General features: G+C 34.6%; 20 protein-coding genes and 1 tRNA gene. 15 read left to right on the plus strand and 6 right to left on the minus strand.

Going from position 1 to position 15,728, the window contains the following annotated elements; genetic code table 11:
* The first annotated feature begins 7 nt into the window (after positions 1–7).
* Positions 8–367, plus strand: coding sequence for a DUF4260 domain-containing protein (locus tag CW752_RS06695; RefSeq protein WP_101238984.1), 360 nt, complete (start codon positions 8–10; stop codon positions 365–367).
* A 343-nt stretch (positions 368–710) separates the two neighbouring features.
* Here the strand turns inward: CW752_RS06695 and rpsO are convergent, their stop codons facing one another.
* Positions 711–980, minus strand: a complete 270-nt coding sequence (gene rpsO / locus CW752_RS06700) for a 30S ribosomal protein S15 (RefSeq protein WP_100377935.1) — start codon at positions 978–980, stop codon at positions 711–713.
* Positions 981–1,153: 173 nt separating this feature from the next.
* Here rpsO and CW752_RS06705 point away from each other — a divergent pair, with 173 nt between their 5' ends.
* From CW752_RS06705 to CW752_RS06720, 8 genes are all read left to right on the plus strand, one after another.
* A complete protein-coding gene (locus tag CW752_RS06705; RefSeq protein ID WP_101238985.1) occupies positions 1,154–1,702 on the plus strand; it encodes a pyruvate decarboxylase in 549 nt (182 codons plus the stop codon).
* A gap of 326 nt (positions 1,703–2,028) precedes the next feature.
* On the plus strand, positions 2,029–2,169 hold the full coding sequence (locus CW752_RS16860) for a bacteriocin-like protein (protein WP_185117584.1): 141 nt from the start codon (positions 2,029–2,031) through the stop codon (positions 2,167–2,169).
* A gap of 31 nt (positions 2,170–2,200) precedes the next feature.
* Positions 2,201–2,353, plus strand: coding sequence for a hypothetical protein (locus tag CW752_RS16865; protein WP_185117585.1), 153 nt, complete (start codon positions 2,201–2,203; stop codon positions 2,351–2,353).
* Positions 2,354–2,383: 30 nt separating this feature from the next.
* Complete coding sequence (locus CW752_RS16870; RefSeq protein WP_185117586.1) at positions 2,384–2,530, plus strand: bacteriocin-like protein; 147 nt, start codon at positions 2,384–2,386, stop codon at positions 2,528–2,530.
* Between the two features lie 36 nt (positions 2,531–2,566).
* Positions 2,567–2,737: a hypothetical protein gene (locus CW752_RS16875; RefSeq protein WP_185117587.1), complete on the plus strand. Its 171-nt coding sequence runs from the start codon at positions 2,567–2,569 to the stop codon at positions 2,735–2,737.
* Between the two features lie 151 nt (positions 2,738–2,888).
* Complete coding sequence (mgtE, locus tag CW752_RS06710; RefSeq protein WP_101239031.1) at positions 2,889–4,229, plus strand: magnesium transporter; 1,341 nt, start codon at positions 2,889–2,891, stop codon at positions 4,227–4,229.
* A 26-nt stretch (positions 4,230–4,255) separates the two neighbouring features.
* Positions 4,256–4,993 (plus strand): ABC transporter substrate-binding protein, encoded by a 738-nt coding sequence (locus CW752_RS06715; RefSeq protein ID WP_101238986.1) that lies wholly within the window; start codon positions 4,256–4,258, stop codon positions 4,991–4,993.
* A 217-nt stretch (positions 4,994–5,210) separates the two neighbouring features.
* Positions 5,211–5,678, plus strand: coding sequence for a cupin domain-containing protein (locus tag CW752_RS06720; protein ID WP_101238987.1), 468 nt, complete (start codon positions 5,211–5,213; stop codon positions 5,676–5,678).
* Positions 5,679–5,734: 56 nt separating this feature from the next.
* Here the strand turns inward: CW752_RS06720 and CW752_RS06725 are convergent, their stop codons facing one another.
* Both CW752_RS06725 and CW752_RS06730 read right to left on the minus strand, forming a co-directional pair.
* Entirely contained in the window at positions 5,735–6,184 is a 450-nt protein-coding gene (locus CW752_RS06725; protein ID WP_101238988.1) for a GAF domain-containing protein, read from the minus strand.
* 12 nt (positions 6,185–6,196) lie between these two features.
* On the minus strand, positions 6,197–7,624 hold the full coding sequence (locus tag CW752_RS06730; protein ID WP_101238989.1) for a nicotinate-nucleotide adenylyltransferase: 1,428 nt from the start codon (positions 7,622–7,624) through the stop codon (positions 6,197–6,199).
* 54 nt (positions 7,625–7,678) lie between these two features.
* Here CW752_RS06730 and CW752_RS06735 point away from each other — a divergent pair, with 54 nt between their 5' ends.
* The 4 genes from CW752_RS06735 to CW752_RS06750 all read left to right on the plus strand — a co-directional run bounded on the left by CW752_RS06735 (position 7,679) and on the right by CW752_RS06750 (position 11,199).
* Positions 7,679–8,446 carry an MBL fold metallo-hydrolase gene (locus CW752_RS06735; RefSeq protein WP_101239032.1) on the plus strand — a complete coding sequence of 256 codons (768 nt, stop codon included), beginning with the start codon at positions 7,679–7,681 and terminating at the stop codon, positions 8,444–8,446.
* 80 nt (positions 8,447–8,526) lie between these two features.
* A tRNA-Leu gene (locus CW752_RS06740) sits at positions 8,527–8,606 on the plus strand.
* A gap of 516 nt (positions 8,607–9,122) precedes the next feature.
* Positions 9,123–10,295 carry a helix-turn-helix domain-containing protein gene (locus CW752_RS06745; RefSeq protein WP_101238990.1) on the plus strand — a complete coding sequence of 391 codons (1,173 nt, stop codon included), beginning with the start codon at positions 9,123–9,125 and terminating at the stop codon, positions 10,293–10,295.
* 73 nt (positions 10,296–10,368) lie between these two features.
* Positions 10,369–11,199 carry a C10 family peptidase gene (locus CW752_RS06750; RefSeq protein WP_101238991.1) on the plus strand — a complete coding sequence of 277 codons (831 nt, stop codon included), beginning with the start codon at positions 10,369–10,371 and terminating at the stop codon, positions 11,197–11,199.
* Positions 11,200–11,279: 80 nt separating this feature from the next.
* Here CW752_RS06750 and tssD read toward each other — a convergent pair whose 3' ends face one another.
* Positions 11,280–11,687, minus strand: coding sequence for a type VI secretion system tube protein TssD (gene tssD, locus CW752_RS06755; RefSeq protein WP_101238992.1), 408 nt, complete (start codon positions 11,685–11,687; stop codon positions 11,280–11,282).
* Between the two features lie 233 nt (positions 11,688–11,920).
* On the minus strand, positions 11,921–12,616 hold the full coding sequence (locus tag CW752_RS06760) for a VIT family protein (protein WP_101238993.1): 696 nt from the start codon (positions 12,614–12,616) through the stop codon (positions 11,921–11,923).
* A gap of 332 nt (positions 12,617–12,948) precedes the next feature.
* Between CW752_RS06760 and lgt the strand changes: the two genes are divergently transcribed.
* Positions 12,949–13,785, plus strand: coding sequence for a prolipoprotein diacylglyceryl transferase (gene lgt, locus CW752_RS06765; RefSeq protein ID WP_101238994.1), 837 nt, complete (start codon positions 12,949–12,951; stop codon positions 13,783–13,785).
* Between the two features lie 72 nt (positions 13,786–13,857).
* Here the strand turns inward: lgt and CW752_RS06770 are convergent, their stop codons facing one another.
* A complete protein-coding gene (locus CW752_RS06770; protein WP_101238995.1) occupies positions 13,858–14,613 on the minus strand; it encodes an SDR family oxidoreductase in 756 nt (251 codons plus the stop codon).
* A 683-nt stretch (positions 14,614–15,296) separates the two neighbouring features.
* Between CW752_RS06770 and CW752_RS06775 the strand changes: the two genes are divergently transcribed.
* Positions 15,297–15,725 carry a cold shock domain-containing protein gene (locus CW752_RS06775; protein WP_101238996.1) on the plus strand — a complete coding sequence of 143 codons (429 nt, stop codon included), beginning with the start codon at positions 15,297–15,299 and terminating at the stop codon, positions 15,723–15,725.
* Positions 15,726–15,728 lie beyond the last annotated feature (3 nt).

A 15,728-nucleotide genomic window follows, 5' to 3' on the forward strand; every position in this document is an offset into this window, starting at 1 on the left:
CCTTCAAATGAAAATTCAATTAAAACTTGAATATGCAGCTTTTTTAATTCTTGGAGTATTTGCTTTTGCACAAACAGGTTATTCATGGTGGTGGTTTGTAGGATTATTTCTTGCGCCGGATATTTCCATGTTGGGATATACGATTAATAATAGGGTAGGTGCATTTTGTTATAACCTGTTTCATCATTTGGGAGTCGCTATTATTGTATATTTTGTCGGAACAGCTTTAGCACTTCCCTATTTACAAATGATCGGAGCTATTTTATTTTCACATTCCGCGTTCGATAGGATATTAGGTTATGGATTGAAATATCAGGATAGTTTCCAGAATACACATTTAGGAAAAATTGGCAAGGAGGTTGAGTAAAATTGGCCAGCCCGTCAAAATCATAGATTTTTCAAAAACTTAAGAGCACTTATCAACAGCCTGAATGATCATTTTAAAATCTTTGGGATTTTGTGGTTTATTTTTTCCAACAGATGACACGGATTTTCACAGATCTTTACGTATAATTTTTCTCCGCAGATTAAACAGATAAAGCAGATCTACTAAAAAGCTTTGATTTTTAAAACTTATGTGAACTTCTATGCAGAAAACTTTAAACCTAAAAAACTTAAATGTCCAGAAACTTTTGCGACTTTTGTGGTTACCATGTAACAAAAAAGCAACCTCTTACGAAGTTGCCTTATTTTTTGAAAATCTTTATAGATTATTTTCTTAAACCTAGTTCAGCAATAATTGCTCTATATCTTGCGATATCTTTGTTTTTAAGGTAATCTAGTAAACTTTTTCTCTTACCTACCAATTTCACTAGAGATCTCTCTGTGTTGAAATCATGACGGTTAGCCTTTAAGTGCTGAGATAAGTGGTTGATTCTGAAAGTGAAAAGAGCAATTTGTCCTTCAGCACTCCCTGTGTCTTGTGCAGATTTTCCGTGTTTTGCGAAAATTTCCTGCTTTTTTTCTGTTGTTAAGTACATTCCAATATTGTTTAATGATTATTATGTAACGGGTGCAAAATTACGACTATTTTTTGATTCTGCAAACATTATTGATTTCATAAATCAAATTTGATAGAAAAAAATGTTAAAAATTTCTTAATAAATTTTATGCTATCCAACGAAAAGGCAGTAATTTTGCATTCGAATTACAAATGAAAAAAATTATATTCTTTACAGCAGTGATTACTTTTTTATCAGTCGGCGTTACTTTGGTAAAGGCACAGAGAAATGCTGATGATAAAATAAAAAAAGTACTATACTTCAATCCCGAGGTAGAGCCTGATATTGATGAAATAAAGGACCCTACTTACAATGCCTTTTTCGATGCCGTTTCTGATAATTTCAGTGGCAGAAGAAATAAAATGCTCCGGGCAGAAGTTCAGCTTCCCTTTGACAGCATAGATAAACAGACTATTGTGGATTATTGTTCCAACAATGATGCTGATTTTGCTATTGTTTCCAAGGTACGATATTTCAAAGTTGGTATTGGGAAATATGTATTTTCCAACCAGGTTGTAGTAAGCATGAAGCTTTTCGGGGCAGATGGAAATCTGGTAACTGAATCAGATCATGATACCTACCGAAAAAATATGCGTCTGCTAGGCTCTACCACAAACTCAGTCAAAATTGGTACGGAAGGAGCTATAAAAGAAATTATTAAGAAACTGAGGAAGTTGAAACCGACAGAAGCAGAACTCTGAGTTTAACGTTTAAAGATTAAGGTTTCAATTCTACGTATAACAATCTTTTCATTTAGTATCTTATTTATTTTCTACATCAGTTATCAATGATTGATCCTAAACCGTATTACTTTTATTTTCGTTAGAAAATTCCCTCTTATCAATTTACTATTCATCATGAATTTATTCTTTTAATATTCATGGTCCTCTCTTAATCACTATTCTTTAAAATTCCATCATCAAAGAAAACAAAACACAAATAACTGTATATCAGTTAAATATTTTCACTAAATAATGATTTATTTAAAAATTTTCACTACTTTAGTCTAGCGTTAAAACTAAATCTTATGAAAAATTTGAAGAAACTCAGTAGAGAAACCATCAAGCAAATCAAAGGTGGAGGGTTCAACAGATGTAGCATAACCGATCCTTGTACCGTGGGATGGTGTTGCGATGGCATTTGCAAAGAATTTATCTGTATGGAATAAATATATCATTACTCATTAAAACTTAATCAATATGAAAAATCCAAATTTCAAAAAACTAAACAGAGCAGAACAAAAAGAGATCAAAGGTAACGGAATCATCAAAAGATGTACGGAACATTTTGAATGTCCCGGAGGATCATGCTGCCGTAACACATGTGTAGTATATCCTTGCCCATTGGAATAAGTATACAAAACAAATTAAAAATTAAAACATATGAAAAACTTAAAGAAAATCAGCAGAAAAGCCGCCAAACAAATTAATGGAGGTGCCGGGCCCATCAGATGCAGTGCAACCAAACCATGTTTTATAGGATCGTGCTGTAGAGGTGTGTGCATGGAATATATCTGTATGGAAGAATAATCCGGAATTCTAATATTAAATCCATTATTATGAAAAATGAAAAATCCAAAATTCAAAAAGCTCAATAGAAATGAGCAAAAAGGGATTAAAGGTAGCGGATTAATTAAAAAATGCGGCACCAGTGCACAGTGTGATCCTGGTGAATGTTGTGAAGGAGGAATGTGCTTACGATCCCCTATTCTGGAATGTGAACCTATTTTTGAATAATATAGGCATACATATAATTTTAAAATTTAATTTTTTGAACATCCGTCTCTACGGATGTTTTTTCGTCTTTATTATATGATATTAAACTTTAATTAATCCTTAATTTTCCCAGTTTGTTGCTTTGTCTTAAAAATTTGAATTATTTTTGCATATCCAAAAATTTCACGCTTTGAATTCTAGAAACGAACTTATCTTCAATCCTGCCGATATTGCCGAAACTCTCAGCGACCTTCCTGCTGACGAGAGGTTGTTGGCATTTTTGAAAGTTCCCAAAGAATACAAAGCGGAGGTATTCTCTCACCTTGACCCTGATTTCCAAGAGGATACCATCAGAAGTATCGGTAGCGACGAAGTTTCCGAGATCCTGAATGCAATGACTCCGGATGACAGGACTGCCCTTTTTGAGGATTTCCCTGATGAGCTGATTAAGTACTCCATCAATCATCTTAATCCACAGGAAAGAAGAATTGCATTAAAGCTTTTGGGCTATAATTCTGATTCTATTGCCCGTCTGATGACCCCTTATTATATCCAGATCCGTAAGGAATGGACTGTGAAACGATGTCTTCAGCAAATCAAAAAAGTAGGCAAAAAAGTAGAAACAATGAACTATCTGTATGTGGTGGACGAAAGAAACCGCCTCATCGATGACCTTGCCATTGGAACCTTACTTCTTGCTGAAGAAGATACTTTGGTTTCGGATATTACAGATAACCATTTTGTTGCTATTACTACAACCACAACCAAAGAAGATGCGGTAACTTATTTCGAAAAATATGACCGTGGAGCACTTCCCATCATTACGGAAGCCGGTGTTTTGGTAGGAATTGTAACAATAGATGACATCCTTGACCAAATTGAGCAACAGAACACGGAAGACATTCAGAAATTCGGGGGATTGGAAGCACTAGACCTTCCTTACACCCAGACTTCATGGACAGAAATGATCAAAAAAAGAGCAACATGGCTAATTATTCTATTCGTCTCGGAAATGTTGACTGCTTCCGCAATGGGATATTTTGATAAAGAAATTGAAAAAGCCGTTGTCCTGGCCTTATTTGTCCCTTTAATTATTTCCAGTGGAGGAAATTCCGGTTCACAGGCCGCTACGTTGATTATCCGTGCTATGGCTCTTCAGGAAATCAGTTTAAAAGACTGGTGGTACGTTATGAGAAAGGAAATTATCTCCGGGTTATGCCTTGGGGCTATTTTAGGGGTTATCGGTTTTATCAGAATTATGCTTTGGCAGCAGATAGGGCTTTTCGATTATGGTCAATATTGGGTATATGTAGGATTGAGTGTTTCCGTATCTTTGATCGCCATTGTATTATGGGGAACATTATCAGGCTCTATGATTCCATTTGTTTTAAAGAAATTAAAACTCGATCCTGCCACTTCCTCTGCTCCATTTGTAGCCACATTAGTAGACGTTACGGGGCTTATCATTTATTTTACGGTAGCCGGACTTTTCTTAACCGGAAAACTTTTGTAATTTTAGGCATCATCTAACATGCCAATATGAAAATTGTTTCACTTGTCCCCTCCATTACTGAGGCTTTATTTGATTTGGGTCTGACCGAAAATGAAATTGTCGGCAGAACAAAATTCTGCATTCACCCCCAAGATAAAATAAAAAACATTGTTGTAATTGGTGGAACAAAAAATATAAATATTGATAAGATTAAAGCTTTACAACCTGATCTCATTCTTGCCAATAAAGAGGAAAACGTCAAAGAACAAGTAGAAGCTTTAATGACTAATTTTAAAGTTAATGTAACCAACGTTGAAACGATTGAAGACAACTACTACCTGCTTAAAAATCTTGGAAAGCTATTTGGAAAGGAAGAAAGGGCCCAATTATTCAATCTTAAAATCTATGAAATTCTTCATCAGACAAAACTTAACACAAAAATAAAAACAGCCTATCTTATCTGGAAAAATCCTTACATGACAATTGGTTCCGACACCTTTATTCATAGAATTTTATCCGAAATTGGTTTTGATAATATTTTCAAAGACAAAACCCGTTATCCTATCATCACAACAGAAGACCTTGCAAAGGCAGACGTTATCATGCTATCTTCCGAGCCATTCCCTTTTAAAGAGAAACATATTGAGGAATTAAGAGCTTTTTATCCTGAAAAAAAGATAATGATCGTTGACGGGGAAGCTTTCTCCTGGTACGGGACGCATATTGCGAAATGTGAAAATTACTTTAAAGAATTACTGGCAGAAATACATGCCATGCAAATATGATTTTCTAGACACAAAGTTTTAACACTTAAATTTTCTGAGATTAAAAAGTATATCGTTAAGAAAAATACATAAGCTTTACAATCATTTTTTTATTGTGAGGCTTTGAATACTATGTTTAAATTCTTACAGAATGACAAATAAAACGTTAAAAAATAATAGCAACTTGCCTCATGATATAATTTTTGGTACATTGAACTTTATTAATATTTAAAATCGTATGTCTGGTACTGTTATATTATCTGAAGGAGTAGAATTTGATCACGTTATACGGGAAGTTTCAAAATATATCAACCTCTATGTAATGGCATTTGGAACGGATGAACGAAGCATCACACGCATAGATAAACGTGAAAATATGTATGGCGGAAACGGAACCGTGCACATGATACAAATGTTTGACCCAAAGGAACTGGCCAACAATCGTCTGGCTGCTTATATGGTTTTACTGAATAAAGGTGATGAATCCGGATTTCACACCCACAATGAAAGAAATGAACAGGAATTATATGTTGTCATCCACGGAATCGGAAAATATAGTGAAAGAACCGGAACAGAAGGAGCCGTACGAAAAAAAGCACTTCAAAAAGGAGACATTACGGCCATCAATTCCATAGGTTATCATTCTATTGAAAACACAGGGGATGAACCCTTAATTATGTTTGTCATTACCACCAATAATCCATAAAAAACTCCGACTATAAAAGTCGGAGTCTATATTTATTTTATCCCTATTGAATTTCATTACAAAATCTTAGAAACTTCATTACAAAGCCATTCTAATAATTCGCGGTCTTCGTTTGTAAAAGGATCGATAGTATGAGAATCAATATCAATCTGCCCAATGTTTTTTCCGTCTTTAAATATCGGAACAACAATTTCAGCTTTTGTATCGATTGAACAACTTAGATAATTGCTTTCTTCATGTACATCAGGAACTACAAATGTTTCATTGGAAACAGCAACCTGACCACAAATCCCTTTTCCGTAAGGAATGATCGTGTGATCTGTTGGAGCTCCTACATAAGGGCCCAATATTAATTCATCTTTATCTCCATTTTTAAAATAGAAACCTGTCCAGTTGAAATAAGAAATTTCCTGATCCAACAGGTGGCAAACTTTTTCAAGTTTTTCTTCTGTATTATGTTTTGGACTTTCAAGAATTGAGGAAAGTCTTTTCTTTAATTCTGACATTATATTGTATTTTTAAGAGAATTGTTTAAAGGAAAGTTCTTCTTTATATCCGAACATTCCTCGCTCTTTGATCATTTCTGCTACACCTTCAGGAACCTGAGTTTCCCACCCCTTCACGCAACATGCTATTTTTCTTAAAATCTCACGCGAATAAATTTCCAAAAATTCAGGGTTATAATTGGTAATATCTACAATACGATTATTACGTTTGAAATATTTATACAACTCTTTCAGGTTTTCTTCCACTTTAAGGTTTGAAGAATCTAATAATTGGTGTGTTTCAGGATCTTTATATGGGTATAGGTATACTCTCATTCCGTTTCTGAAGAATTTTCCGAATGCTTCAAGAATTCCTCCTGATAAATTTTTGTAATACTTCTCATCAAATACCATCAAAAGGTTATTAACTCCCATGGCCACCCCAATATCTCCACTTGTATAAGAAGCGAAATAATCGATCAATCTATAATATTCCGAGAAGTTTGAAATAATAACGGTATATCCCAATTTACCTAAGATATCTACTCTATCTAAAAAGTCTCTTTCATCTATATCACCATCTGCCCGAAGATTGGAAATGGTAATTTCAATAAGGACTTCAGTTTCTTCATGAGTACAGATAGCGTCTTTAAAAAACATATCCATACCGTTTTGAAGCATATCGATATTAACTTTCGTTACCGGTCTGAAACTTCCTCTTACCGCAAAAATATTTTTCTTATATAAAACATCTGCAGGAAGCATATTGTTTCCTTCTGAATTGAAAATTACAGCATCGGTCATTCCGTTTTTTACCAGCTGTAATGACATCAATCTATTATCAACATATGCAAAAGCAGGTCCACTGAAATCAATCATATCAATTTCAAGATTATCTTTTGCAATATCATCATATAAAGACTCAACTAATGTCCTTGGATTATCAAAGTAATTGAACGCTCCGAAAATAAGATTTACCCCAAGGTTACCCAATGTTTCCTGTTGTAAAGTGGCATCGTTTTCTTTGAATTTTACGTGGATCACGATTTCATTGTAATCTTCATTTTCTTTGGTCTGAAAACGAATTCCCACCCAGCCGTGGCCTTTTACTGTTTTATCAAAATTGATTGTTGTTACCGTATTAGCATAAGAAAAGAATTTTCTGTCGGGATTATTATCCCTTGATATTCTCTCTTCAATTAATGCTACTTCATAACGGAGCATTTTGCGAAGCCTGTTTTGGGTAACATATCTGTTTTTTACCTCTTTTCCGTAGATAGCATCACTAAAATCTTTGTCATAAGCAGACATTGCCTTAGCAATCGTACCGGAAGCTCCCCCTGCTCTAAAAAAGTGACGAACAGTTTCCTGCCCTGCTCCAATCTCTGCGAAAGTACCATAAATAGTAGGATCTAGATTAATTGTTAATGCTTTTTGTTTAGGAGTTAGTTTCTGATACATTAGGACATGAAATTTTTTGTAAATTTACCAAAATTAAACCAACCTCAAAACAAAATGAAGTTGAAATTTTTAGGAACCGGTACTTCGCAAGGTGTGCCCGTCATAGGCTGTACATGTGAAGTGTGTACTTCCGAAAATCCCAAAGACAAACGCTTACGCTCTTCCGTGATGGTCACTACGGAGGAAAATAAAAAAATACTCATCGACTGCGGTCCCGATTTCAGACAGCAAATGCTTACAAACCATGAGCATACTGTAGATATCGCACTGATTACTCATGAGCATAACGACCATGTGATAGGTCTGGATGACATGCGCCCTTTAATTTTCAAAAGCGGTAAAGACGTCCCTCTTTATTGCTATCAAAGGGTTGCCCATGAAATAAAAAATCGTTTCCCGTATGCATTTGCAGATGTAAGGTATCCCGGAGCTCCCGCTTTTGAGCTTCATGAAATTGAAAACGCTCCTTTCCAGGTTTTGGATACGGAAATCACTCCTGTTGAAGTCATTCATTATAAAATTTCTGTTTTTGGATATAAATTTAAAAAGCTGGCTTATATTACGGATGCCGGTTTTATTTCCGATACGGAAAAAGAAAAATTAAAGGATTTAGACGTTCTGATTTTAAACTGTATCAGAAAATTTGATCCTCATCCGGCCCATTTTATTCTTCCGGACGTTATCAAATTGTTTGAAGAGCTACAACCTAAAAAATTATTTTTAACTCACATCAGTCACCATTTAGGACTGCATGATATTGAAGATAAGCAGCTTCCATCCGGAATACACCTTGCCTACGATGGTTTGGAGATAAATTTCTAAAAAATTCCTTCAAAAAAACTTTGGAGTATTAAGAAAAGTTTCTATATTTGCACACCGATTCGAAACAAGGTAACACACTTGCCCAGGTGGCGGAATTGGTAGACGCGCTGGTCTCAAACACCAGTTCTTAGGAGTACCGGTTCGATCCCGGTCCTGGGTACAAAAACTCCCTGCAACAGATTGTTTGCAGGGAGTTTTATTTTTTATCTGAGTATCATTAAATTTGACATCGTGTAAAAAATGGATCAGTCTCAAAACTTGGGGACTAGGTAAAAAATTAGTTAATCCGAAGAAAAAAAATGAATTATCTTTTTACTCCTAGGCTTTATACTGAAATTTTGTTTAAACGCAAAGACAAGATACAATTGATTATTGATAAGGAAGCTAAGAAAGCGACAAAAGTCGCTGATGAAGCGATGTAGATAGGCGTACGCTTAGAAAGAATCAATACAATTGATTCAGTCTTTGCTTCCTAAAATACAACACCGGATAATAGAAATCCTTTGCGTGAATTTTTAAATTAGACAGATCTAAATATTCTAAGTCACACAACTTTTGCTCTTGATCTTAAAAATTCGTGTAAATGACTAAAAATCAACCCTCAAGATATTTTCATCTTTTATTCTGTAAAAAATGTATATTTGATAATTATGAAATAAACTAATAACCTCCATAAATGAGCAACACCATTGATTTTTTTAATACAATTGTTATTCTTGGTGTTATTCAGGGAATATTATCTGCTATTGCTGTAGGATACTACTCTTCGCCTGTTTTCAGCAAAAAACTGCTTTCCGCTATCTTACTGACTTTAGCATTTCTTGGAATTAAAATATTACTGCATACACTTGGTTTATGGCAACATCCTAATCTACACTACTTCCCACTGGCCATAGATACTCTTATACAGCCATTATTTTATTTATACATCTGTTGTCTTACAGAAGAAAAATTTTCTTTTAAGCAAAAAACATTATGGCACTTTGCACCTGTATTAATATTCCAGGTACATGCTATCCTAGTATATATCGTTACATTATCACAAACTAACATTCACTCAAAAGATCACATTGCGGAGCAATACCTGTATTATAATGCTGTCAAATGGATAGAGGATATTCTGGTGTTATTTTCTTCCGGCATTTACTGGTATTTGAGTTTTCAAAAGGTTCAAAAATATCGGCATTGGTTATTTACAAGTCAATCTGCAACACAATATTCTGAGTTGAAGTGGCTTCGCAACCTTCTTTTCGGAACCGGGCTTTTGATAACAGTACTTTTCCTATCTTCTTTGCCTGCTAATATTTTACAGTATAAAAATTCATTTCCTTATCTACAAATATTTTATGGCTACCTTACCATTCTTATTTATTTTTTGTCTTTTCAAGGCTACCATACCTTGTTAGCATCCAAAATGCAGGTATTCAGGATGCCTCAAAAATCAATATCTGAAATAGATTTACCGGATATTGAGATAAAGACAATAGAAAATCAGGAAAATTTTCAGGATATTCTATCAGCTTTGACAGAAGTAATGGAAAAACAATTTCTTTTTATGGAACCGGAGCTCAATCTCAAAGATCTTTCCCGACCAATTGGATTTCCAACTTCTCAAGTTTCATCAGTCATTAATACTGGATTTGGGCTAAACTTTCGAGGCTGGGTAAATAGCTACCGGGTAGAAGAAGTAAAGAAAAGACTGAATGATCCTGCCTACAAGCAATTAAGCCTTACCGGTATTGCCTATGAATGCGGGTTTAATTCCGAAGCCAGTTTTTATCGTATTTTCAGACAACATACAGGGTATTCTCCTAAAACCTATTTACAGAAACTAAAATCCAGACATTAAAAGAGCTCTCAAAACCTGTTTTGAGTGGTCTAAAGACTTCTGATATTGTTTATTTGCACCAAATATTATCCTTATGAAGTTTACTAAACTATTATCCGTCATTTTATTAATTATTTACTATACAGGATATTCTCAAATCAGTTCAGATCAGATTCCTGCACAGCAACCTGTTCATATGAAAGCAAAATTTTTAATAAAAACAAACTGGGATCAATGGGGAATTTATGCCCAATATACTCCCAACAAGCAAGTATTGGGTTGTTGGAGTACAGCTTTAGCACAAATCTTTTATTATCATCATTTAAAACCTTACGGTACAGTTGCCTACAGCTGTTCCAAAGGATATGCCATTAAGGAAACTCTATCTGATTATACTTTAAACTGGAAACATTTTGCTACTCAAATCAATGAGAATAGCTCTCCAGAAACCATAGATGCAATAGCACGGTACTCCTATCTCACAGCACTTGCTATTCGTAAAGATTTTGGAACGTCTAAATACTTAGAAATGATCAACCCTGCCCCTCAGATCATAAAGCATTTTGCATGTAAAGCTACTTTTTATGCGAGTTTTACCGGAGATATTCCTTTTTCACAAGAACAAATGAATTCCATTGCTCGAGCGGAACAGATCGAACACATTATAAACAAAGACAGTATTATATTATTGATTAAAAATGAAATTATCCATAAAAGACCTGTTTATTTTCATATGGGTAATTTTACCAGTTATGGTCATTCTACTGTTATAGATGGGTATCTGGAAAAAAATAAAACATTTTATGTTCATATCAATTACGGAGCGAGTGGCTTCCGGACCGGATGGTATGACTTGTTTAAACCTATTGATGTAGAAGATGATATCCATTTGCGAGCATTTATCACTATTGAATCCACCAGGTAGCAAGATTTTAAGACAATAAAAAACAGAATAGGATGATTCCTATTCTGTTTGTATCTATATTAATTAAAAAAATCAGTTTCTTATACTGTAGGCCATCCTCCATCATAAGAAGAATTACCCAGATCAATTTGCTCTGCACTTACTACAAAAGTGATATACATGCTGTTATCATCTACTGCATCAAAGTCTACTTCGTGCTGAATAACATATCCGTTATTCCACTTCAATGTTGTTAACGTTCCTTCTTCGTGAGATTTGTTGAAAGTTACTTCTCCTACAGTAGGTTTGTATTTTCCATTCAGAAGAGTTTCCAGGATATCAGATTTTTCCGTAGCTTCTACAGTAATCTTGATAAGGGCATTGGAAGGATCGGATGCCACTCTACCTGATACGTCAGTAGAACGTGATACACTGTAATTAAGCTTTAATAGCTTCTGTCCTTCTCCGTTGTTGAATTTTAAAATTCCTCTTGAATTTCTTTCTGCCATGATCGTAAATTTTAATCGTTAATATTTTGTGATTTGATGTTGTTTATATCACCAAATTTAGATGTATTTATTCTATTACAATACAATTTGAATGGAAATATGAAAAAGTGTCGTATTTCTACGACTAACACTTGTTAGGTATTTCATTAGTTATCAATCAGAATACAATTCTTTAAAGGAAAATGAATTACTGAAACATATGATTGAAATTTCAATCCACCAATCAAAAAAATCTAGGCGACATTGACGCCAAAAACATGTCCGACTAAAGCTGTAGCTCCCATCGCTACCGTTCCCCAGAAACAGATTCTCAATACCGCGATTTTAATACTCGAGCCTCCCGCTCTGGCTGAAATCGCTCCCAAAAACATCAAAAATATAATAGAAAAACCGTATTGAAAGTATACCATTTGCTTAATAGGAGCCAATAAAGAGACCATAAAAGGAAGTAATGCCCCAACAGCAAAGGATCCAAATGAAGCCAGAGCAGCCACCAATGGCTTCGCCTGTGTTATTTCATTAATTCCTAATTCATCACGGGCATGAGCTCCTAAAGCGTCATGTTTTGTAAGTTCAATGGCAACCTGCATTGCTGTTTCTTTGGTGCATCCTCTTTGCTCATAAACTTTAGCCAATTCTCTAAGTTCAATTTCCGGCATTTCTTCAAGCTCTCGCTTTTCACGCATTAAGTCTGCTTTTTCGGTATCTTCCTGTGAGCTTACGGAAACATATTCTCCGGCAGCCATAGATAATGCCCCAGCAATCATCCCTGCTAAGGCTGCAAGTATGATGATATGGCGTTCCGGTTCTGCCGCGGCAACACCAATAACAATACTTGTAGTGGATAATAATCCGTCATTTGCTCCCAATACTGCTGCCCGAAGCCAGCCCACCCTGTTTACATAGTGTTTTTCTAACTGATGATGCATATTAAATATTTCTGTGTTGATATGGTAATAAAGTTATAAAATGTTTCTTCAAGAATCATTTTAAATTAGCTGAAATTCTACTTCAGATAAAACCACATCTGATATGATAAAAATCAGAGGTTTATTACTTATACTTGTCATAAGCTATTTGACTTTTTGTGCATTCAGCTTCTTTAGTATAAAAAATCTCTTGTTCTTATAAAACAAGCTATAAGTCAGGTGGGATTTATCACTAATACTTTATGAATCAATGTATAGAGTACCCGAAACCGTCTTCAGCACTCAAAAGTTCCTATTTTCTTATATTTGCATCATAAAATCCAACTACATTAATGAGTTTATTATACATCGACTGGAATGTCAATCCTGAGATCATCAATATTTTAGGTATTCCCATAAAATATTACGGACTGTTATTTCTGACAGGACTGGTATTATGTTTTACTATTTTAAAAAGTATTTACAAAAAAGAGAACTTAAGTTTACAGGCGCATGACGCTTTATTTTCATACGCTCTTATAGGGATTCTGGTAGGAGCCCGATTGGGACATTGTATCTTTTATGATTTTGAGTATTACTCCCAGCATCCTCTTGAAATCTTTTTACCGATTCAAAAAGCACCTGACGGAGCTTACCATTTCACAGGTTTTGCAGGACTGGCAAGCCATGGTGGCGGAATTGGATTGGTTATTATGCTGTTGATATATGCCAGAAAATATGCTATTCCATTTATGACGATACTGGATGCTATAGCTATTGTACTCCCCTTAGGTGGTGTTTTTATCAGATTGGCCAACCTTATGAATTCGGAAATCATTGGAGTTCCTACCAACGTTCCATGGGCTTTCATTTTCCGACAGGTGGATGATTTACCGAGACATCCTGCTCAACTTTATGAAGCAATTTCTTATGGAATTATTTTCCTGATTGTATATCTTATGTATAAGAAAAATACCATTGAAATCGGAAAAGGATTTTATTTTGGAATCAGTATTCTTTTAATTTTTATCATGCGTATCCTGATTGAGTTTATCAAGGTAGATCAGGTGGAATTTGAACATGGTATGAGCTTGAATATGGGACAAATTTTAAGTATTCCTTTTGTCCTTTTGGGAGGATATTTTATTGTTAAAAACATACTGGAAAAAACAAAGGTTAAAACTTCATAACTTCCATCGTTTATAAAAAGCACCCCATTGAAAAGAATTTCAATGGGGTGTTTTATTAAGGATGATTCAAAATTATCTTGTTGTATAACCGCCATTAGCAAAAATAGTTTGTCCGGTAATCCACCATCCGTCAGTTACCAAAAATTCTACCAGGGGAGCAATATCTTTGATATCCGTAAGCCCTCCCAAAGCAGATGCCGATTTATGATAGGCTACTGCGTCATCAGCTTCTTGTCCATAGAAAAACGGTGTATCCATTGGACCGGGAGCCACAGCCGTTACTGAAATTCCTCTTGCTCCAAACTCTTTGGATGCTGCTCTGGTGAAGTGTTCAACCGGTGCTTTTGCCCCTGCGTATGTAGAATATAAGCCAGTATAAGCAGCTAATAGTGAAGTAACAATTGTACAGACTTTTCCTTTATCATTCAATTTTTTACCTGCTTCCTGTAAAAAGAAATAGGCCGATTTTGAATTAACATTGAACATGGTATCATATTCTGCTTCCGTAGTCTCGGCGAATGGCTTTTTTAATACCATCCCTACTGTATTGATAGCGACATCTACCCCTCCAAAACGGGAAATTGTTTCATCAAAAAACTTAACGATATTATCTACTTTCGTCAGATCCCCCTGAAATAGGAATGCCTCTGCTCCCAATGCCTGAACTTCAGCCAATGTTTTTTCACTTTCAGCTTTAGAACTTTCGCTATTGTAATGTATTGCCAGTTTAGCTCCTTTTGCAGCAAAGTCTCTACTTAATAATCCACCAAGATTTTTACCTCCTCCTGCAATTAAAACCACTTTTCCTTTTACATCGTGTGTTGACATTTTTTTATATTTTAAAAGTTAATGAAACAAAGATGAATAATAAAACCGATCTCAACATGGTGAATTTTTCGGGTATACACCAAGACTTTATATTTTACATTAAAAAATTAAACAAGACTAAAAACACTCTTATTCACTACCATATTATCTATCAACCAGATGTAATTTTTTTATTGTTTTTTTTCTATAAATCTCTAACATATGTGAATTTTAGGCATAACATTTGCTGCCTTACCATCCGTATTATACAATTACACACCATATCATTTTATAATATATTTTTTCATATCCTCAGCACGCTGGGGATTTTTTATCACTATTTTTCCAGAACCACCTCTCCCTCAGGATTATTTAAACAGTAAAATATTCATTGATATTCTCATTAAAAGTATTTCTGATAATCAATCATTTAAAACAGCATTATTCATTTTAATGTTGTATATTTGTACCGTTAATAGCCAAATTACCACTTTGTTTTCTATTATAGCTTGAATATCTTTATTCAACTTTTGCCTTTTGAGCAACCACATTTTTAACTTTAATCCTGCTAAGAACAACTTGTCGGAATTTTAAAGCTCTTGATGACTGGGGAATCCAAGACAGAAAATACAGGTGGTTTAAGGGTCTAAAACGATCCCAAGTGGATAGCATAACATATAGCAACTAAATACTAAAAATAATTTATGGCAGATTCTTTTTCTAAAAAGGAAAATTTCAAGAAAAAAATTCAAAAGCAAAAAGAAAAAGCGCTAAGACGCGAAGAACGTAAGTCAAACAACAACAAAGGAAAAGATTTGGAGGATACTTTCATGTACGTGGATGAATTTGGAAGATTAACTTCCACTCCTCCTGAAGAAAGACAGGAAGTAAACCTAGACGATATTCAGTTGGGAGCAGCTCCTATTATTGAGGAAGACCCTCGAAAAACAGGAATTATTACATTCCACAGTGAGAAAGGATATGGTTTTATCACTGAAGACAATACAAAAGAAAATATCTTTTTCCACAATAACAACTGTGCAGAACCGGTAAAAAAAGGAAACAAAGTATCTTTTGAAAAAGAAAAGTCTCCAAAAGGATTTTCTGCGATCAACATCCAGATTGTTAAATAACAT

The organism is Chryseobacterium sp. PMSZPI, from assembly GCF_002835665.1.
In the GTDB taxonomy this organism is placed as follows: domain Bacteria; phylum Bacteroidota; class Bacteroidia; order Flavobacteriales; family Weeksellaceae; genus Chryseobacterium.